This window comes from Bradyrhizobium ivorense (assembly GCF_900696085.1).
GTDB lineage: Bacteria > Pseudomonadota > Alphaproteobacteria > Rhizobiales > Xanthobacteraceae > Bradyrhizobium > Bradyrhizobium ivorense.
In genome coordinates, this window is sequence record NZ_CAADFC020000004.1 from 613,570 (window position 1) to 632,287 (window position 18,718).

Here is an 18,718-nt window from a genome sequence, read left to right on the forward strand (position 1 = left end):
TGTTTTCAAGGACTAGCGCCGATCAGCCGCGCTCGTGAGCCGCATTCGCGCCGCAGGACCCAGCGAAACAGATTGAGCCGACTTCAGAACTGGACAGGGCATGCTCGAAAAGAATTCCGAAAGTCAGGTCCACGTCGAGAAGGTCGAGGAGCCGCGATCGGGTCCGAGCATCGCATTCGGCATCGAGCGGCTCGGCCTTATCCCGATGCGGGCACCAATCCTGTCCTGCATTGTCCTCGTTCTCTTGATGATCGGCGCCGTGTTCGGCGTGCAGCGGATCAAGATCGACGACTCGCTGTCCCAGCTGTTCCGTTCCGATTCCAAGGACTACAAGCAATATGAGGCGGTGACCAAGCGCTTCCCGGCGACCGAGTTCGACGTCCTCGTCGTGGTCGAAGGCAAGACGCTGCTGGCGCGCGACAATCTCCAGAAGCTGCGCGACATGGTCACCGACCTGCAGCTGGTCGACGGCGTGCGCGGTCTGGTGTCGCTGTTCTCGGCACGCCAGGCACCGGAGAAGGGAAGGCTGCCGGCGGCGCTATTCCCGAACGAGCTTCCGGAAGGCGCGGCCTACGACAAGTTCGTCGAGACCGTCAAAAGCAACGAGATCATCCGCGGCAAGCTGCTGTCGGAGGACGGCACGCTGGCGCTGATCGTGCTGTCGCTCGATCCCGAGGTGGTCGGCAGCAACAAGCTCGGCAAGGTGGTCGGCGACATCAGGAAGATCATGGCCGACGATCTGTCGGGCAGCGGGCTCAACGCCCAGCTCTCCGGCGTGCCGGTCATGCAGCTCGAGATCCGCAACGCAGTCGAGCGCGACGGCCTGACCTACAACATCCTCGGCATCCTCGCCGGCTGCATCATCGCCATCATCTTCTTCCGCAAGATTTCCTTCATGGTGGCGGCGGCGTTCCCGCCGATGATCGCGATCCTGCTCGCGCTCGGCGGCCTTGGCTGGGCCAATTTCAATCTCAACATGTTCCTCAACGTGATGACGCCGCTCATCATGGTGATCAGCTTCTCCGACTCGATGCAGCTGACCTTTGCGGCGCGCGACCGCCTGATCGCGGGCCAGGACAAGTTCACCGCGTTCAAGAATGCGGTGCTGGTGGTGGGACCTGCCTGCGTGCTGACCCACGGCACCGCGGGCATTTCGTTCATCGCGCTGCAGTTCTCGGATTCCGACCTGATCCGCAAGTTCGGCGAGGCGGGCCTCGCGGCGACCATCATCGCGCTGATCGCCGTGCTCTCGCTGGTGCCGGTGTTCGGCATCCTGTTCGTGCGCAACGAGCGGATCTTTGCGGTCAAGTTCCAGAGCGCGGACGCCGGCGTGCAGGCGCTGCGCAATTTCTGCTACTGGATCGCGGTGCGCATGGTGAGCCGTCCCGGGCTGTTCAGCCTGCTCGCGGTGATCGTGGTCGGCGGGCTTGGGGTCATCTATGGCAGCCTCGAGCCGCGTTACCGGCTCGCCGATCAGGTGCCGGACAAGCGCCAGGCGGTCGAGGCGTCGAGCCGTCTCGACGCCAAGTTGACCGGCGCCAATCCGGTCGATGTGCTGATCGAATTCCCCAAGGGCCAATCGCTGTATTCGCCGGAGACCCTGAAGACGATCGCGCAAGTCCATGCGATGGTCGAGGACACGGCCGGCGTCGGCAATGTCTGGTCGCTGGAAACCTTGCGGCGCTGGCTCGCCGAAAAGGCCGGCAGCAACGACGTCGCGACGCTGAAGGAATATGTCGACCTGATCCCGGAACACCTGGTGCGCCGGTTCATCGACAAGAATCAGGACGCGGTCGTGGTGTCGGGCCGCGTCCCGGACGTGGACTCGAGCCAGTTGCTTCCCGTGGTGAACAAGCTTGATCACTCGCTGGACAAGGTGCGCGCCGAGCATCCCGGTTACGAGATCGCGGTCACCGGCCTGTCGGTGATTGCCGCGCGCAACAGCGCCAACATGATCGAGAAGCTGAACCACGGCCTCACCATCGAGTTTCTGCTGGTCGCGATCTTCATCGGGCTCGCCTTCCGCTCGGTCGTGGTGCTGTTTTCCTGCATCCTGCCCGGCATCTTCCCGGTGGTGCTGTCGGGCACCGTGCTGTGGCTGCTCGGGGAGGGGCTGCAATTCGCCAGCGTCGTGGCGCTGACGGTCTCGTTCGGTCTCGGCCTGAGCGCGACCATCCACTTCCTCAACCGCCTGCGGCTCGAGACCAAGCCCGGGGTGACGTCCGAACTTGCGGTGGAGCGCGCCACCGTGCTGGTCGGGCCGGCGCTGATCCTGACCACGGTGGTGCTGGCCTGCGGCCTCGTCGTTACCGTGTTCTCCGACCTGCCGTCGCTGCGGCTGTTCGGCTGGCTCAGCGCGTTCTCGATGGTCGCGGCGCTGGTCGCCGACCTCTTCATCCTGCGGCCGACCTCGATGTTCCTGATCAACCTGTCGCAAAAGCTGCGCGGCAAGGCCGGTCAGCCGGCGCCGATCGAAAAGGCCTGATGCACGAGCGTGATCCGGAAAAGCGTGAAGCGGTTTTCCGAAGGATCATGCTCAAACTAGCTATAACAAAAGGCCCGGCTCCGATGATCTCGGAGCCGGGCCTTTTTGCCTGGAGCAGAAGATCGCGGAGAGCGTCAGCTCTTCGTCATCGTGATGGTGACGCCGCGGATCTCGCCCTTGGAGTCGATCTGCACGACCTGCTTGGAGCCGTTGGTCTGCAGGTTGAGGTTGGCGGCGAAGCCGGCCGCCTCGACGAACACGTCAATCCGCCCGCCGCCCGCGGTGCCCTGCAGATTGCCGAAGATGTTGCGGCTCGCCTCGCTCCAGTTGCCGGAGATGCGATCGCCCTGGCTGGTGACGTCGCTGGAGAGGTCGAACTTGTAGCTGTCGCTGGCGCAATGCAGGGTCTGCTTCAGGGCCATGCCCGACGGGGCGACCTTGTAATCCGCCTTGCAACGAATGCGTTCGGTGGTGCCGTTGGACAACGAGACCGTGCCGGTGCCGCTCCATGAGCCGGCAAAGCCGGCAAACGGACCGCCGGATTGGGCGTGGCCTGCGGAGACCGACAGCAGGAGCGCGGCGCCGACGCCGGCAGCCTTCAGGGCCTGGCCATAAAGGCTGGAACCAAACAGTTTCATTGTGAATATTCCCATCAAAATCAACGCCCCTATCGCAAGAAAGCGTCTCGCCGCATCGAAGGTTTAGTGTCACTGCAGTATGTTAGGTTCAATCGACAGAACCGCCATCCCGCCACCCAGTTCCGTCACCGAACGGAATCAAAAAATCCGCGCCACGATTGCATCTAGCTTTGCGCAAGGCTCCTCTGCAATCGTCAAACGCGGCAAAGTGATGACATAAATCGACCTTTGAAATCAACGGCTTATGCAGGGGTTTACAGCGCCGCAAATTTAGCCGCATTTAACAGTGCTTGTCGTTCGTCCGTTGCTGCGTTACGCGGCGTCTGCAATCCCCATAAATCCGTCCCGGTCATGCCGAAGCGCGTTTCGGGGTCAGGTTTAGTGTTGTCGGAAATGAAGGAATACGATGCGTAGATTTGTCCTGGCACTTGCCCTGTTGTCGGTCCCGCTCTCCTCTGGCGCCTTCGCTCAGCAACAGCAGCGCGGCACGGCCGAAGAGCAGAAGGCGTGCACGCGCGACGTGCAGCGTCACTGCCGCTCCGTGATCGATCAGGGCGACTTCACCATTCTCGCCTGCCTGCAGCAGAACCGGTCCAAGATCAGCGCCGCCTGCGACCAGGTGCTGAAGACCCACGGCCAGTAAGGCCGCCTTCAGGCCTCAAGAGACCGCCGAACAGACCGTGGCCGGCACCGCTGCCGGCCACGGTCGCGTATGCTGGCGGTCACAGATAGCATTGGTTTTGGCGGCGTATTCCCCTATATGGGGCTCGCAATCCCCGCACGCGCCGGGCCACCGCGCCTGCGCCGTGCCATGACCAGTGTAGCCCAAATTCCCGATGACCACCGCGAGCGACCTGCGATCCGGAAAGACCCACCGCGACGAGAATTTCCCGGTCGCGTCGTGGATCATTCATCCGCGGCATCGTGCCCTGATCCTGGCCTTCTACAATTTCGTCCGCACCGCCGACGACATCGCCGATCACGCCACGCTGCCGCCCGAGGAGAAGCTGCGCTATCTCGACCTCATGGAGGCCGAGCTGCTCGGCAATGGCGACACCCAGCAGGAAGCCGTCACGTTGCGCCGCGCCCTCGCCGAGCGCGGCATGCCGCCGCGGCACGCGCTCGACGTGCTGGTGGCGTTCCGCCTCGACGTCACCAAGCTGCGCTATGAGAACTGGGATGACGTGATCGACTATTGCCGGTACTCGGCGATGCCGGTCGGGCGCTTCATGCTCGACGTGCACGGCGAGGATACCTCGACCTGGGCTGCATCGGATGCGCTGTGTGCCGGCCTGCAGATCAACAATCATTTGCAGGACTGCGGCAAGGATTACCGCAACCTCAACCGCGTCTACCTGCCGCGCGATGCGCTGGCCGCCGCCGGCGCCGACGTCGAGATGCTCGGCGGGGCGAAGTCGCCGCCGGCGCTGCTGAAGTGCCTGCAGGCGCTCGCGGTGCGCACCGAGGCGCTGCTCGAGCAAAGCAAGTCGCTCGCCGCCGAGGTGAAGGATTTCAGGCTCGGCCTCGAGATCTCGGTGATCCAGGCGTTCGCCGACAAGATCGTCAACCTGCTGAAGGTGCGCGATCCGCTTAGCGAGCGCGTGCATCTGAGCCCGGTCGAGCTGCTGCTGCAGAGCCTCGGCGGTGTCGCTGGCGAGACCGCGCGACGCGCCACCGGACGGCGTCCGGTCTCCAAGACGGCGGCCGGCGCATGAGCGTCGAGGCGGCGGCCAACGCAGGAGACTACGGCAGCACCGCGTCGGGCAGCTCGTTCTACGCCGCGATGCGGATTTTGCCGCGCGCGCAGCGCGAGGCGATGTTCCAGATCTACAGCTTCTGCCGGCAGGTCGACGACATTGCCGATTCGAACGGCCCGCGGCCGGAGCGCCTGGCCGCGCTGCAGCAATGGCGCGACGACATCGACGCACTCTATCAGGGCAATCCGCCGGCGCGGCTGAAGGACACCGCCGCCTCGGTGAAGACCTTCGGCCTGAAGCGTGAGGATTTCCTCGCCATCGTCGACGGCATGGAGATGGACGTCCCACAGGACATCCGCGCGCCCGACCTCGCCACCCTCGACCTCTATTGCGATCGCGTCGCCAGCGCCGTCGGCCGCCTGTCGGTGCGTGTGTTCGGCCTGCCCGAGGAGGACGGCGTGCAGCTCGCCTATCACCTCGGCCGCGCGCTGCAGCTCACCAACATCCTGCGCGACATCGACGAGGATGCCGGCCTCGGCCGTCTCTATCTGCCGCGCGAATGGCTCTGGCACGCCGGCATCACCAACAACGATCCGGCCCGCGTCGTCGCCGACCGCGCGCTGCCGAAAGTGTGCGCGCCGCTCGCCGAACGCGCCAAGATGCATTTCCAGAAGGCCGACGAGATCATGAAGCGCAATTCGCGCCGTGCGGTGCGCGCGCCGCGGATCATGGGGAAATACTACCGCGCGATTCTCGACCTGTTGATCGCGCGCGGCTTTGCCGCGCCGCGTGCGCCGGTGCGGGTGTCGAAGGCGGCCAAGATCGGCATTCTTCTTCGTTACGCGATCATCTGATGCAAAACACCGCTCATATCATCGGTGCCGGTATTTCCGGCCTCTCCGCCGCCGTGCGGCTCGTCAATGCCGGCTACAAGGTAGCCGTCCACGAGGCGACGCAGCAGGCCGGCGGCCGCTGCCGCTCCTATTTCGATGCCGCCACCAACCTGACCATCGACAACGGCAACCATCTCTTGCTGTCGGGCAACCGCCACGCGCGCGACTATGCGCGCGCGATCGGCACCGAAGCCGGCCTGGTCGGACCTGCGCGCGCGCAGTTTCCGTTCGTCGATTTCTCGACGGGCCAGCGCTGGCAGCTCGACCTCGGCGATTCCCGTCTGCCGCTCTGGGTGTTCGACGAGGCGCGCCGCGTCCCCGACACCGGCCTGCGCGACTATCTCGCACTGGCGCCGCTGGCCTGGGCCGGCACCGAGGCGCTGGTCGGCAACACCATTCCCTGCAAGGGCACGCTGTATGACCGCCTGGTGCAGCCGCTGCTGCTCGCCGCGCTCAACGTCGATCCGCCGGAGGGCTCGGCCGGGCTTGCCGGCGCCATCGTGCGCGAGACGCTGCTGGCGGGCGGGCAGGCCTGCCGTCCGCTGATCGCGCGCGACGGCCTGAGCTCGGTGCTGATCGAGCCGGCGATAAAACTGTTGCAGGATCGCGGCCACAGCGTCCGCTTCAGCCATGAGCTGCGCGCCTTCACGATGTCGGGCGATCGCGTCAGCGAGCTCGACTTCGGCAATGGCGACAAGATCGCGCTGGCGGAGGGCGATGCAGTTGTGCTCGCGGTGCCGCCGCGCGCGGCCAGCGCCCTGCTGCCGGGCCTGAAGACGCCGACCAAGTTCCGCGCCATCGTCAACGCGCATTTCCGCGTCGATCCGCCGCGCGACGCCGCGCCGATCCTCGGCGTCGTCGGCGGCCTCGTGGAATGGCTGTTTGCGTTCCCGCAGCGGCTGTCGGTGACGATCAGCAATGGCGACCGCCTGGTCGACATGCCGCGCGAGGAGCTCGCGCAGGCGATCTGGCGCGATGTCTGCAAGGCCTCGGGGGTATCAGGCGAGTTACCGCCCTGGCAGATCGTGCGGGAACGCCGTGCCACATTTGAGGCAACGCCGGAGCAGAATGCCCTGCGTCCGGGCGCCGCAACCGGGCAAAAAAACCTGTTTCTTGCCGGCGATTGGACTGCTACCGGGTTGCCGGCAACCATCGAGGGGTCGGTGCGGTCGGGTGATCGCGCCGCCGATCTGGTTCTCGCCAGACGCTCAATTTGACCTGTTGCAGCGACGCCGGCCGTGAGGGCCGGCCCGCGATGAAGAGGATATCGAGCGACATGCTTTCGAGAGATCACAGCGTAGCAGCAGTTGATCGCGTCGCGACAGTCGACACCGCGTCAGTCGATCCGGTCGCGCTGCAGAACAGCATCTCAAAGGCGACCGAGGCGCTGCTTGGCTATCGCCAGGCCGACGGACATTGGGTGTTCGAGCTCGAGGCCGACAGCACCATTCCGGCCGAGTACATCCTGCTGCGTCACTATCTCGCTGAGCCGGTCGACAGCGCGCTCGAGGCCAAGATCGGCAATTACCTGCGCCGGGTGCAGGGCGCGCACGGCGGTTGGCCGCTGGTGCATGACGGCCCGTTCGACATGAGCGCGAGCGTGAAGTCGTACTTCGCGCTGAAGATGATCGGCGATTCCGTCGACGCGCCGCACATGGTGCGGGCGCGCGAGGCGATCCGCTCGCGCGGCGGTGCCGCGGGCAGCAACGTCTTCACCCGCTTCCTGCTTGCGCTCTATGGCGTCGTGAGCTGGCGCGCCACGCCGGTGCTGCCGATCGAGATCATGCTGCTGCCGATGTGGTCGCCGTTCCACATCAACAAGATCTCGTACTGGGCACGCACCACCATGGTGCCGCTGATGGTGCTGGCCGCGCTGAAGCCGCGCGCCAAGAACCCGAAGGGCGTCGGCATCGACGAGCTGTTCCTCGAGGATCCGAAATCGGTCCGCATGGCGCCGAAGGCGCCGCACCAGAGCGCGAGCTGGTTCTATCTGTTCCGCTCGCTCGATGCCGTGCTGCGCGTGATCGAGCCGATGTTCCCGAAAAGCCTGCGCCAGCGCGCCATCGACGCCGCGCTCGCCTTCACCGAGGAGCGGCTGAACGGAGAGGACGGCATGGGCGCGATCTATCCGCCGATGGCCAACATCGTGATGATGTACGACGCGCTCGGCAAGGACGAGAGCTATCCGCCGCGCGCCACCACGCGGCGCGGGCTCGACAAGCTGCTGGTGATCCGCGAGCAGGAGGCCTATTGCCAGCCCTGCGTCTCGCCGGTGTGGGACACCGCGCTGACCTGCCACGCGCTGGAGGAGGTGGGCGGCGACAGCTTCGCCCGGGCCAAGGAAGGGCTCGACTGGCTGAAGCCGCGACAGGTGCTGGAGCTGAAGGGCGACTGGGCGGTCAAGGCGCCGAACGTCCGCCCCGGCGGCTGGGCGTTCCAGTACAACAACGACCACTATCCCGATCTCGACGACACCGCCGTGGTGGTGATGGCGATGGACCGGGTGCGGCGCCAGACCGGAACCGGGGAATATGACGCGGCGATCGCGCGCGGCCGCGAGTGGATCGAGGGGCTGCAGAGCCGCGACGGCGGCTGGGCCGCGTTCGACGTCAACAACCTCGAATATTACCTCAACAACATCCCGTTCTCGGATCACGGCGCGCTGCTCGATCCGCCGACCGAGGACGTCACCGCGCGCTGCATATCGATGCTGGGCCAGCTCGGCGAGACCGCCGCGACCAGCAAGGCGATGGCCGACGGCGTCGCCTACCTGCGCCGCACCCAGCTCGCGGAAGGCTCCTGGTACGGCCGCTGGGGCCTGAATTACATCTACGGCACCTGGTCGGTACTCTCAGCGCTAAATGTCGCGGGGATCGACCGCAACGACCCGATGATTCGCAAAGCGGTCGATTGGCTGGTCTCGGTCCAGAATCAGGACGGCGGCTGGGGCGAGGACGCCGTCAGCTACCGGCTGGATTACAAGGGATATGAGGTCGCACCCTCGACTTCCTCACAGACGGCATGGGCTTTGCTTGGTCTGATGGCGGCCGGCGAGGTGGAACATCCGGCGGTCGTGCGCGGGGTGGAGTACCTAAAGGCAACACAGTCAGAAAAAGGACTGTGGGACGAGCAGCGATACACCGCAACGGGGTTTCCGCGGGTGTTTTACTTGCGATATCATGGCTACTCGAAGTTCTTTCCGCTCTGGGCACTGGCGCGGTATCGGAATCTGAGAAGCACCAATAGCAGGGTGGTAGGGGTCGGGATGTGATTTTGGGGGCGGGGGCCGCCGAGACCGTGGGCAGTCAAATTGATCCTCGGCCGGTGTTGATTGTGACTGGATTGGTGCAGGAGGCCCGCATCGCGGCAGGTCCCGGCATGATCGTGATTTGCAGTTCCAGCGATCCGCAGCAGTTGCGCGCATTGCTGGCGACGCTGGACCCTACAACTTTCCGTGGCGTGATTTCGTTCGGCGTGGCCGGCGGGCTCGATCCGTCGCTCAAGTCGGGCGATGTCGTGGTCGCGACCGAGGTGCTGGCCGGCGATACCCGCTTCCTGGCGGCGTCCGCGCTGAACGAGGAGATGATCGCCAGCGCCGCGCTGAAGCGCCGCAGGATCGTCCGCGGCGGGCTCGCCGGTGTGGAGCAGGTGATCGCGGCGAAGGCCTGCAAGGCCGCGCTGCGCTCGGTGACGGGTGCTGCAGCCGTCGACATGGAGAGCCACATCGCGGCGGCTTATGCCGCGCGGGCGGGCATTCCGTTCGCCGCGCTGCGCGTGATCAGCGATCCCGCGCACCGGGCACTGCCGGAACTGGCGAAATCCGCCGTGAAGCCGAACGGCGACATCGACCTGCGCAAGGTGCTGCGCGGCATCGCGCGCAATCCGCGGACGCTGCGGGCGCTGGTGTCGACCGGCATCGACTTCAACCGCGCGCTGCGCTCGCTGCGCGGCTGCCGCGGCTTCCTGCTCGGCAGCGACGCGCTGGTGCCGGTCGAGGCATAACCGTCGCGGGCAGCGGAGCTGCTCACCGAGGCTCAGGACAAGCTCAAAACAAAAGGCCCGATCGCGATGCGATCGGGCCTTTTTGATTTGGATGCTTGCCGGCGCGGCTTACGCGGCCGTCGACTTCTGGGCGGCTGCGGCCTTCTTCTGCTCGGCGGCAAGCGCCTCGTCGCGGCGGATTTCCGAGAGCTTCTTCTGCACCTGCTGCGAGAAGATGTACTGCGCCGGGCGCTGCTTCGACATGTCGATCTCCGGCGCCATCGGGCCGGTGGTCTTGATGCCGCGCAGCGACACCCACATCGCCTTCAGCGGGTTGTTGATCGCAGCGGTGGCCGCGGTCGGCTCGTAGCCGCAATGCGCCATGCAGTCGGCGCACTTCTCGTACTTGCCGGTGCCGTAGGTCTCCCAGTCGGTGGTCTCCATCAGCTCCTTGAAGGTCTTGGCGTAGCCTTCACCGAGCAGATAGCAGGGCTTCTGCCAGCCGAAGATGTTGCGCGCCGGCATGCCCCACGGCGTGCACTCGTATTCCTGGTTGCCGGCGAGGAAGTCCAAAAAGAGCCCGGAATGCATGAAGTTCCACTTCTTGCCCTTGCCGAGCGCAAAGACGTCGCGGAACAGCTTCTTGGTCTTGGTGCGGTTGAGGAAGTGCTCCTGATCGGGCGCACGCTCATAGGCATAGCCGGGCGACATCGAGACGCCGACGCCGAGCTCGGTGGTGAAGTCGAGGAATTTTGCGATCTCCTCGGCCGGGTGGCCGTCGAAGATGGTGGCGTTGACGTTGACGGTGAAGCCGCGGGCCTTCGCCGCCTTGATCGCGGAGACGGCGCGATCGAACACGCCCTTCTGCGACACCGCCTTGTCGTGATGGTCCTTCAGGCCGTCGAGATGCACCGAGAAGAACAGATACGGCGACGGCTCGAACAGATCGAGCTTCTTCTCGAGCAGCAGCGCGTTGGTGCACAGCGAGACGAACTTCTTGCGCGCGACGAGGCCGCGCACGATCTCGCCGATCTCCTTGTGGATCAGCGGCTCGCCGCCGGGGATAGCCACCATCGGGGCGCCGCATTCATCGGCGGCGTCCCAGCATTCCTGCGCGGTCATGCGGCGGTTGAGGATCGCATCGGGATAGTCGATCTTGCCGCAGCCGACGCAGGCGAGGTTGCAACGGAACAGGGGTTCCAGCATCAGCACGAGCGGATAGCGTTTGCGGCCAAGCAGTTTCTGCTTGATCAGATAACCGCCGATACGCATTTCCTTGAAGAACGGTATAGCCATTAGACGATTTTCTTTCTGCACTTAACGGAAGTGGGTTCAGATCAGCCTGCAGTCAGTTCGGCTGGCAGCCGGAATTCGATATTCTCCTCGCGGCCGGGGAGCACCGAGACCGATACCGGTCCGATCCGCCGCAGCGCCTCGATCACATCGTCGACCAAAACCTCCGGCGCCGAGGCGCCCGCTGTAATGCCGACAGCCTTCGCATCCTTCAGCCAATCCGGGTTGAGCTCGCTCCCATCGGCAATGAGGTAACTCGCGACGCCGACCTCGGTGCCGATTTCGCGAAGCCTGTTTGAGTTGGAACTATTGGCGGCCCCAACCACCAATATGACGTCCACCAGTTTGCTCAGGTCCCTTACCGCGGATTGGCGGTTCTGTGTCGCATAGCAGATATCCCGGGTGTCCGGGCCTTGAATGTCTGTAAATTTTGCCTGAAGAGCCCCGATTATGTCCCTTGTGTCATCCACGGACAACGTCGTCTGGGTGATATAGGCGACCGGGGTGTCGGTCGGAAGGGTGAGTTCCGCCACGTCCTCGACGCTCTGGACCAGCAGAACCGGGCCGGGAACCTGCCCCATGGTTCCCTCGACCTCGGGGTGGCCGGCGTGCCCGATCAGGATCAGGGCGCGGCCCTTCGAGATATAGCGCTTGCCTTGATTATGGACCTTGGTGACGAGCGGGCAGGTGGCATTGAGCACCGGCAGGTCGCGCGCGGCAGCCTCCTCCTCGACGCTCCTCGCCACGCCATGGGCACTGAACACGGTGACCGCCTTGGCCGGCACTTCCGACAGGTCCTCGACAAAGATCGCGCCCTTCTTCTTCAGGCTTTCAACCACGTACTTGTTGTGCACGATCTCGTGGCGGACATAGACCGGCGGGCCGTACTTCTCGAGCGCACGTTCGACGATCTCGATGGCGCGCACGACGCCGGCACAGAAGCCGCGCGGCTGGGCCAGAAACACTTCCATAGGACGTCCGTTACGCAAAATTGCACCAGTCCGTTCAACGCGCTTGCGACCATTTCGGCGTCGCACTTCACCGGGCCGGACACCGCAGCGTGAGCTGCACCATCCGTGCCATCACAGTTCCTGTGGCTGATCCAACGCCCCAAGCACATGGAACTACAGGGTTTTGCCCCAAAAAGGTAGTGCTACGAAATGTTGCTGGGTCGTGCAGGAAGCCGTCTGAGGTACTATGGTATGGGATGTCGCCCCTGCGACCGTCCGTCCCCCTCACTTGTTCGTCACTTTATCGCCCTCTGGGGCGGTTTATACCGGCCATTCACGGCCGTGTCGGTTGTCCGGGACCTCCTCGCCATCCCGTCGAGGAGAATGACCAAAACAACATTAGATCGGCCCCGGGAACTCCGCTAGAGAGCGGGCGTTTTCGGCCATGCTTCCCCGAGATTGGAAAGATAAGAAGTGCTGACAAATATTGTCGTCTCAGTTGTTCGGACGTGTACGCGTTTTGCCCTTCCTGTTGTCATTTTTTCTCTGCTGCTCTCGATCGGCGCGGGCATCTACGCGGCGCGCAACTTCTCGATCAACACCGACATCAACAAGTTGATCTCGGCCGATCTGGACTGGCGCAAACGCGACAACCAGTTCGAGGAAGCATTCGACCGTGAGCGGCTGATCCTGGCGGTGGTCGAGGCGCAGACGCCTGAGCTGACCAGCTCGGCGGCGAAGGCGCTGACCGAGCGGCTGCAAGGCGACAAGAAGAATTTCGAGTCGATCACGCCGCTCGGCTCCGGCGAGTTCTTCGAGAAGAACGGCCTGCTGTTCCTGCCCACCGAAGAGGTCGCCAAGACCACGGCCCAGCTCGAGCAGTCGGCTCCGCTGGTCGAGATCATGGCGGGCGATCCTTCGATCCGCGGGCTGACCGGTGCACTCGAGACCGGCCTTGCCGGCGTCAAGCGCGGCCAGGTCAAGCTCGACAATGCCGTGCGTCCGTTCAACCTGATCTCGGACACGGTCGAGAGCGTCCTCACCAAGGGCGACGCGACGTTCTCTTGGCGCGAGCTCACCAGCGACAAACCGCTGACCGATTCGGACAAGCGCGCCTTCATCGAGATCAAGCCAATCATCGACTATTCGGCCCTGGAGCCGGGCAAGGGCGCGACCGATGCGATCCGCAAGGCCGCGGCCGACCTGAATTTCCCGACCGCTTTCCACGCCCGCGTGCGGCTGACCGGGCCGGTGCCGATCGCCAATGAGGAATACGCCACCGTCCAGGACGGTGCGATCACCAACGGCATCGGCACCGTGGTGATCGTGCTGATCATCCTCTGGATGGCGCTGCACTCGGGCAAGATCATCTTCGCGGTGTTCCTCAATCTGTTCATCGGCCTCGCCATCACCACGGCGGTCGGTCTGATGATGGTCGGATCGCTGAACCTGCTCTCGATCGCGTTCGCCGTGCTGTTCGTCGGCCTCGGCGTCGACTTCGGCATCCAGTTCAGCGTGCGCTACCGCTCCGAGCGCTTCAAGAACGACAATCTGACATTGGCGCTGGAGAACGCGGCGCGCCGCTCCGCGGTGCCGCTGTCGCTCGCGGCGATGGCGACCGCCGCCGGCTTCCTCTGCTTCCTGCCGACCGACTACAAGGGTATCTCCGAGCTCGGCAAGATCGCCGGCGCCGGCATGGTGGTGGCGTTCATCTCGAGCATCACGGTGCTGCCGGCGCTGCTCGATCTGCTCAACCCGCCCGGCGAGAAGGAGCCGGTCGGCTACGCCTTCCTGGCGCCGGTCGATCACTTCCTGGAAAAGCACCGCATCCCGATCATCGTCGGCACCATCCTGGTCTCGGTCGCGGGCCTGCCGCTGCTCCACTACATGAAGTTCGACTTCAACCCGATCAATCTGCGCAACAAGCATGCGGAATCGATCGCGACCTTCCTCGACCTGAGAAAGGATCCGAACACCGGCGCCAACGCCATCAACGTGATGACGAACTCGGAGGCCGACGCCAGGAAGATCGAGGCCAAGCTCGAGAAGCTGCCGGAAGTGTCGCGCGTGATGTCGCTCGACAGCTTCGTGCCGGAGGACCAGCCGGCCAAGCTGAAGCTGATCGCGCAGGCGGCCAAGACGCTGGGTCCGGCGCTCAACCCGGATTCGGTCGATCCGGCGCCGTCCGATCAGGAGAACATCGAGTCGCTGAAGAGCTCGGTCGACAGCCTGCGCAAGACCGCGGGCGACGGCAAGGGGCCGGGCGCGGTCGCCGCGCGCCGGCTCGCCGACGACCTGCAGAAGCTCGCCGATTCGAACCAGGCGACCCGTGACAAGGCGCAGGAGATCTTCGTTGCGCCGATGAAGATCGTGTTCGAGCAGCTGCGCAACACGCTGCAGGCCCAGACCGTGACGCTGCAGAACTTGCCGCCGGAACTGGTCGCGAGCTGGAAGACCAAGGACGGCCTGATGCGGGTCGAGGTCGAGCCGAAGGGCGACCCGAACGACAACGACAACCTGCGCCGCTTCGCCGACGCGGTGCTCGCCGCCGAGCCGACCGCGATCGGCGGGCCGGTCTCGATCCTCAAATCGGGCGATGTGGTGGTGGATGCGTTCATCCACGCCGGCATTCTGGCGCTGGTGGCGATCAGCGTGCTGCTGTACCTGACGCTGCGGCGGGTGGTCGACGTGCTGCTGACGCTGGTGCCGCTCTTGGTCGCCGGCATCGTCACGCTGGAGATCTGCGTGCTGATCGGCCTGCCGCTCAACTTCGCCAACATCGTCGCGCTGCCGCTGCTGCTCGGCGTCGGCGTCGCGTTCAAGATCTATTATGTCACGGCATGGCGGCAGGGCAGAACGAATCTGCTGCAATCGAGCCTGACCCGCGCGATCTTTTTCAGCGCGCTGACCACGGCAACCGCGTTCGGCAGCCTCTGGCTATCCAGTCATCCCGGAACCGCGAGCATGGGCAAGCTGCTGGCGCTCTCGCTCGTCACGACGCTGGCGGCGGTGTTGCTGTTCCAGCCCGCGCTGATGGGCAAGCCGCGCGAGGTCGCAAAGGAGGGCGATACGGCCGACGATGTCACCTGACGCGTCGGCGCCCGCTGCGGCCGCTCAAGCGCGATGCGATCGGGTTGGATCGTCATCGCGCCTTAGGTCGTTTGAGCTAGCGCGTCGGCGTCGGATGCGCGATCTCGGGAAGCAGGCAGATATCGCCGATATCGGCAGCTGAGGCGTTGGCGCCCTGCTTCTGCGCGCTCTTGGGCGCTGCCGTGCCGGTGGTCTTCGGCGCAGCTGCCGTCGATTTGGGCGCTGCACCCTTTGCAGCTGGATTGGCCGCCGGGTTGCCGGCGGCGCTCACCGGGATCGGCGGGCCGACGCGCGTCCAGGTCTCGCCGCCGCAGAGGAAACCGAGCACGCAGCCCTGGATCTCGAGCTGATCGGTTCCGACCGGCTTGATGGTCGAGCTGTAGTGCTGGCCGTCCTTGGCGTTGTAGACCTGACCTTCCCATGCATCGACGCCGGGCTTTTTCTTCATCTCGATCAGGATCGGCATGCCGAGCGTCGGCCGGGTCTGCTTCGCCTGATCGGGATTGTTCTTGTCGGTGCCGCCGGGGGTTTTTTCCCACGAGACCGCACCCCACATGTTGCCATTGCACTGGGCAACGCGGATGATGGCAACGCCGTCAGCGACCTTCCAGTCGCCAGTGGGGTCCGCAGCCAGTGCCGGTGATACTACGGTGGCCAAAAATAAACTTGAGAGGGCTATTGTGCGCGCGAAAGTTCTTGGGCAGTGCAACATGGTCCAAACCTGTGCTTAAGTCGACGATCCGAGCGGGGGGCAAAACGCCGCTATCGAGCGTTTTATGTTGACGAAATGGCCATCAACCGACGTATGTAACGAATGGTAAGTTCCAATCTAGACGTTTCCGAGATTTTTGTGGAGCGAGAGGGGCAGCGCGGTGCCATGCACATGCGACACCTCAACGAACAGCTCGTTCGCGTTCTCAAAACCATCGGCTACGACGTCGGCTTCCAGAAGGGGCAAGGCCAGTACCTCTATGATCGTCAGGGGGCTCGCTATCTCGATCTATTGAGTGGATTTGGCGTTTTTGCGATTGGCCGGAATCATCCGGCCTTGCGCGAGGCGCTGAAGAGTGTGCTCGACGCCGATCTGCCGAATCTCGTGCAACTCGATGTCTCCACGCTCGCCGGCGTGCTCGCGGAACGCCTTTTGGAACATGTCCCATATCTGGACAAGGTGTTTTTCGCCAATTCCGGCGCCGAAACCGTCGAGGCCGCGATCAAGTTCGCGCGCGCCGCCACCGGCCGTCCCGGTATCGTCTACTGCACGCATTCGTTCCACGGCCTGTCCTATGGCGCGCTGTCGCTGACCGACGACACCAACTTCCGCAGCGGCTTCGAGCCGTTGCTGCCCGGCTGCACCCCCGTTCCCTTCAACGACCTCGAGGCGCTCGAGAAGGCGCTGTCGTCGCGCCAGGTCGGCGCCTTCATCGTCGAGCCGATCCAGGGCAAGGGCGTCAACCTGCCCACCGACGAGTTCCTGCCCGGCGCGCTGGCGCTGTGCCGCAAATACGGCACGCTGTTCATCGCCGACGAGATTCAGACCGGCATCGGCCGCACCGGAAAATTTCTCGCGGTCGAGCATTGGGGCATCGAGCCCGACATGGTGCTGCTCGCCAAGGCGCTGTCCGGCGGCCACGTTCCGATCGGCGCGCTGCTGACGCGCAAGCACATCTTCGACAAGATCTTCAACCAGATGGACCGCGCCGTCGTGCACGGCTCGACGTTCGGCAAGAACGATCTCGCGATGGCCGCCGGCATCGCCACGCTCGACGTGATCAAGCACGAGAAGCTGGTCGAGCAGGCCGCCAAGCGCGGCGCCGAGTTGCGTCTCGCGCTCACCCGCATGGTGCCGGGCTACGAGCTGATGAAGGAAGTCCGCGGCAAGGGCCTGATGATCGGCGTCGAGTTCGGCCCGCCGAAATCGCTGCGGCTGAAGGCGTCGTGGAATCTCTTGGAGACCGCCAACAAGGGCCTGTTCTGCCAGCTCATCACGGTGCCGCTGTTCAAGGATCACAAGATCCTGACCCAGGTCGCCGGCCACGGCCTCCACACCATCAAGCTGCTGCCGCCGCTCACGATCACCGAAGACGACTGCGCCTGGATCGAGAAGGCGTTCGACGAGGTGATCGCCGGCAGCCACAAGGTCCCCGGCGCGATCTGGTCGCTCGGCAAGACCCTGGTCGACAACGCGGTACGCAAGTCGGCGTAAGCCGCGCTCCTTCATCCGTCGTCGCAAGATGCGTAGCCCGGATGAAGCGAAGCGCAATCCGGGAAAGTTTCCCCGCGGATCGGCTGGCCCCGGATTACGCTGCGCTTCATCCGGGCTACAAGATCACCCCTCCTTGTTGGCGCGCATCGCGCCTTCGAACTTCTCGCCGAATTCGGCGAGCTCGTCGGCGCCGAGATCGCTGACCGCCCAGTAGTTCAGGCCGCGGTCGCTCCAGCGGCGGATGTTGAAGCCCTGCAAGGTCGCGGTCTGCGCCGCGCGCCGCTCGGTGTTTGCGGTCTGCGCCACGAACAAATTGATCACATGCTGGCGCCGCCGGTAGACCACGGCACCGATGGCGCGGGCGTCGACGTAATCGAGCCGGCCGCCGATCAGGGTAAAGCCCTGCGCGGTGAGGTCGATCACCGGCGGCGAGACGTCGAGCTTGCCGTTGAACCACGGCTTCACCGTGTGCTGATCGGTCGAGATCACGTCGGTGAGGTGGCCGGCCTGCAGCGAGCGCAGATGCGCCGACACCATCTCGGCCTCGATGCGCTGCGCGTCGTCGTTGCGCAGCACGATCGCAACCAGGCCGGTCGCGGCGATCGCCGAGACCGCGGAGCCCATCGCAAAGCCGCGCAGCACCGCGCGCCGGCTCGGCAGCGGCTGCACGTTGGCCTGCACTTGCGGCTGCGGCAGCGCCTGTTCGATGCGGCGGCGCAGCTCGAGCGGCGCCTTGTATTGCACGTCGCTCTCGGCCATGGCCTGTCGAATCTCCTGATACTCCTGCATCAGGGCGGCGCAGTGCGCGCAGCCCGCGATATGCGCCTCCACCTCGCGCGCATGGCCGGCGTCGAGTTCGCCGTCGATCAGCGCGTGAAGCAGCACTTCGGCTTCCTCGCATGTCATTTCGCTTGCTCCTGTTCCGCGAGCCAGGCTGATCGCAGCATGGCGCGGGCGCGCGCGAGGCGGGACATCACGGTGCCGACCGGCACCGCGGCGACATCGGCGATCTCGCGGTATGAAAGATGCTGGATTTCCCTGAGCACGAAGGTTTCGCGAAACGGCTCGGCGAGCGCTGCGATCAGCCGGCGCACGGTGTCGCCGTCGAAGCGGCGCAGCAGCTGGCGCTCCGGCGTCTCGGCCGGCTCATTCCACATCGGCGCCTGCTCGGCGCTCTCGGGTAGCTCCTCGACCGGGGCGGGCGCGGACTTACGCCGCGCATATTCGGCGCGGCAGACATTGCGCAGGATCGCGAACAGCCACGGCTTCATCGCCGGTCCCCGGTAGCTGTCGAAATGCTTGTAGGCCCGCAGGTAACATTCCTGCACCGCATCCTCGGCGTCGGCGGCGTCGCGCAGCAGATAGCGCGCCAGCGTATAGGCGTCGTCGAGGTAGGGCAGCGCGGCCTCGCGAAAGCGCCGCGCCTTTTCGGGATCTTCGTCCGACGCTTTGGCAGCCATCGTGTCCTGCCCGGTGTTTTTGGAA

At 64.8% G+C, this 18,718-nt stretch carries 15 protein-coding genes; 9 read left to right on the forward strand and 6 right to left on the reverse strand.

The annotated features are described in order from the left end of the window. The first annotated feature begins 100 nt into the window (after positions 1 to 100). The gene (locus tag CI41S_RS03690) at positions 101 to 2,485 is read left to right on the forward strand and encodes an efflux RND transporter permease subunit (RefSeq protein ID WP_139481971.1); all 2,385 of its coding nucleotides are present in this window, start codon (positions 101 to 103) and stop codon (positions 2,483 to 2,485) included. A 134-nt stretch (positions 2,486 to 2,619) separates the two neighbouring features. Here CI41S_RS03690 and CI41S_RS03695 read toward each other — a convergent pair whose 3' ends face one another. After that, a complete protein-coding gene (locus CI41S_RS03695) occupies positions 2,620 to 3,123 on the reverse strand; it encodes a hypothetical protein (RefSeq protein ID WP_139481970.1) in 504 nt (167 codons plus the stop codon). 406 nt (positions 3,124 to 3,529) lie between these two features. Between CI41S_RS03695 and CI41S_RS03700 the strand changes: the two genes are divergently transcribed. The 6 genes from CI41S_RS03700 to CI41S_RS03725 all read left to right on the forward strand — a co-directional run bounded on the left by CI41S_RS03700 (position 3,530) and on the right by CI41S_RS03725 (position 9,715). Beyond that, positions 3,530 to 3,766 carry a hypothetical protein gene (locus tag CI41S_RS03700; protein WP_139481969.1) on the forward strand — a complete coding sequence of 79 codons (237 nt, stop codon included), beginning with the start codon at positions 3,530 to 3,532 and terminating at the stop codon, positions 3,764 to 3,766. Between the two features lie 193 nt (positions 3,767 to 3,959). Continuing rightward, entirely contained in the window at positions 3,960 to 4,838 is an 879-nt protein-coding gene (gene hpnC, locus CI41S_RS03705; protein WP_139857475.1) for a squalene synthase HpnC, read from the forward strand. Continuing rightward, positions 4,835 to 5,674, forward strand: a complete 840-nt coding sequence (hpnD, locus tag CI41S_RS03710; protein WP_139857476.1) for a presqualene diphosphate synthase HpnD — start codon at positions 4,835 to 4,837, stop codon at positions 5,672 to 5,674. The genes hpnC and hpnD overlap by 4 nt, the downstream gene beginning before the upstream one ends. Next, positions 5,674 to 6,930, forward strand: coding sequence for a hydroxysqualene dehydroxylase HpnE (hpnE, locus tag CI41S_RS03715; RefSeq protein WP_139857477.1), 1,257 nt, complete (start codon positions 5,674 to 5,676; stop codon positions 6,928 to 6,930). Before hpnD ends, hpnE begins: the two co-directional genes overlap by 1 nt. Positions 6,931 to 6,989: 59 nt before the next feature. Continuing rightward, positions 6,990 to 8,984 (forward strand): squalene--hopene cyclase, encoded by a 1,995-nt coding sequence (gene shc, locus CI41S_RS03720; RefSeq protein ID WP_139857478.1) that lies wholly within the window; start codon positions 6,990 to 6,992, stop codon positions 8,982 to 8,984. Beyond that, positions 8,981 to 9,715, forward strand: coding sequence for a phosphorylase (locus CI41S_RS03725; RefSeq protein ID WP_371815022.1), 735 nt, complete (start codon positions 8,981 to 8,983; stop codon positions 9,713 to 9,715). The genes shc and CI41S_RS03725 overlap by 4 nt, the downstream gene beginning before the upstream one ends. A 108-nt stretch (positions 9,716 to 9,823) precedes the next feature. On the opposite strand, the gene hpnH is transcribed toward CI41S_RS03725, so the two are convergent. Both hpnH and ispH read right to left on the reverse strand, forming a co-directional pair. After that, the gene (gene hpnH, locus CI41S_RS03730; RefSeq protein WP_139481964.1) at positions 9,824 to 10,990 is read right to left on the reverse strand and encodes an adenosyl-hopene transferase HpnH; all 1,167 of its coding nucleotides are present in this window, start codon (positions 10,988 to 10,990) and stop codon (positions 9,824 to 9,826) included. 41 nt (positions 10,991 to 11,031) lie between these two features. Beyond that, positions 11,032 to 11,958, reverse strand: coding sequence for a 4-hydroxy-3-methylbut-2-enyl diphosphate reductase (gene ispH / locus CI41S_RS03735; RefSeq protein ID WP_139857479.1), 927 nt, complete (start codon positions 11,956 to 11,958; stop codon positions 11,032 to 11,034). 453 nt (positions 11,959 to 12,411) lie between these two features. On the opposite strand from ispH, the gene hpnN reads away from it, so the two are divergent. After that, complete coding sequence (gene hpnN, locus CI41S_RS03740) at positions 12,412 to 15,027, forward strand: hopanoid transporter HpnN (protein ID WP_139857480.1); 2,616 nt, start codon at positions 12,412 to 12,414, stop codon at positions 15,025 to 15,027. Between the two features lie 76 nt (positions 15,028 to 15,103). Here hpnN and CI41S_RS03745 read toward each other — a convergent pair whose 3' ends face one another. Beyond that, positions 15,104 to 15,739 carry a DUF2147 domain-containing protein gene (locus tag CI41S_RS03745; RefSeq protein WP_139481961.1) on the reverse strand — a complete coding sequence of 212 codons (636 nt, stop codon included), beginning with the start codon at positions 15,737 to 15,739 and terminating at the stop codon, positions 15,104 to 15,106. Positions 15,740 to 15,841: 102 nt separating this feature from the next. Between CI41S_RS03745 and hpnO the strand changes: the two genes are divergently transcribed. Next, complete coding sequence (hpnO, locus tag CI41S_RS03750; RefSeq protein ID WP_139857481.1) at positions 15,842 to 17,233, forward strand: aminobacteriohopanetriol synthase HpnO; 1,392 nt, start codon at positions 15,842 to 15,844, stop codon at positions 17,231 to 17,233. 123 nt (positions 17,234 to 17,356) lie between these two features. Here the strand turns inward: hpnO and CI41S_RS03755 are convergent, their stop codons facing one another. Together CI41S_RS03755 and CI41S_RS03760 are read right to left on the reverse strand one after the other, a co-directional pair. After that, on the reverse strand, positions 17,357 to 18,139 hold the full coding sequence (locus CI41S_RS03755; protein WP_139857482.1) for an anti-sigma factor family protein: 783 nt from the start codon (positions 18,137 to 18,139) through the stop codon (positions 17,357 to 17,359). After that, the gene (locus tag CI41S_RS03760) at positions 18,136 to 18,693 is read right to left on the reverse strand and encodes a sigma-70 family RNA polymerase sigma factor (protein WP_139857483.1); all 558 of its coding nucleotides are present in this window, start codon (positions 18,691 to 18,693) and stop codon (positions 18,136 to 18,138) included. Before CI41S_RS03760 ends, CI41S_RS03755 begins: the two co-directional genes overlap by 4 nt. Positions 18,694 to 18,718: the final 25 nt, after the last annotated feature.

Excerpts from the sequence above, each read along its gene's own strand:
- CI41S_RS03690 (WP_139481971.1), top strand. The coding sequence starts at position 101 with ATGCTCGAAAAGAATTCCGAAAGTCAGGTCCACGTCGAGAAGGTCGAG.
- CI41S_RS03695 (WP_139481970.1), bottom strand. The coding sequence starts at position 3,123 with ATGAAACTGTTTGGTTCCAGCCTTTATGGCCAGGCCCTGAAGGCTGCC.
- CI41S_RS03700 (WP_139481969.1), top strand. The coding sequence starts at position 3,530 with ATGCGTAGATTTGTCCTGGCACTTGCCCTGTTGTCGGTCCCGCTCTCC.
- hpnC (WP_139857475.1), top strand. The coding sequence starts at position 3,960 with ATGACCACCGCGAGCGACCTGCGATCCGGAAAGACCCACCGCGACGAG.
- hpnD (WP_139857476.1), top strand. The coding sequence starts at position 4,835 with ATGAGCGTCGAGGCGGCGGCCAACGCAGGAGACTACGGCAGCACCGCG.
- hpnE (WP_139857477.1), top strand. The coding sequence starts at position 5,674 with ATGCAAAACACCGCTCATATCATCGGTGCCGGTATTTCCGGCCTCTCC.
- shc (WP_139857478.1), top strand. The coding sequence starts at position 6,990 with ATGCTTTCGAGAGATCACAGCGTAGCAGCAGTTGATCGCGTCGCGACA.
- hpnH (WP_139481964.1), bottom strand. The coding sequence starts at position 10,990 with ATGGCTATACCGTTCTTCAAGGAAATGCGTATCGGCGGTTATCTGATC.
- ispH (WP_139857479.1), bottom strand. The coding sequence starts at position 11,958 with ATGGAAGTGTTTCTGGCCCAGCCGCGCGGCTTCTGTGCCGGCGTCGTG.
- CI41S_RS03745 (WP_139481961.1), bottom strand. The coding sequence starts at position 15,739 with ATGTTGCACTGCCCAAGAACTTTCGCGCGCACAATAGCCCTCTCAAGT.
- hpnO (WP_139857481.1), top strand. The coding sequence starts at position 15,842 with ATGGTAAGTTCCAATCTAGACGTTTCCGAGATTTTTGTGGAGCGAGAG.
- CI41S_RS03755 (WP_139857482.1), bottom strand. The coding sequence starts at position 18,139 with ATGACATGCGAGGAAGCCGAAGTGCTGCTTCACGCGCTGATCGACGGC.
- CI41S_RS03760 (WP_139857483.1), bottom strand. The coding sequence starts at position 18,693 with ATGGCTGCCAAAGCGTCGGACGAAGATCCCGAAAAGGCGCGGCGCTTT.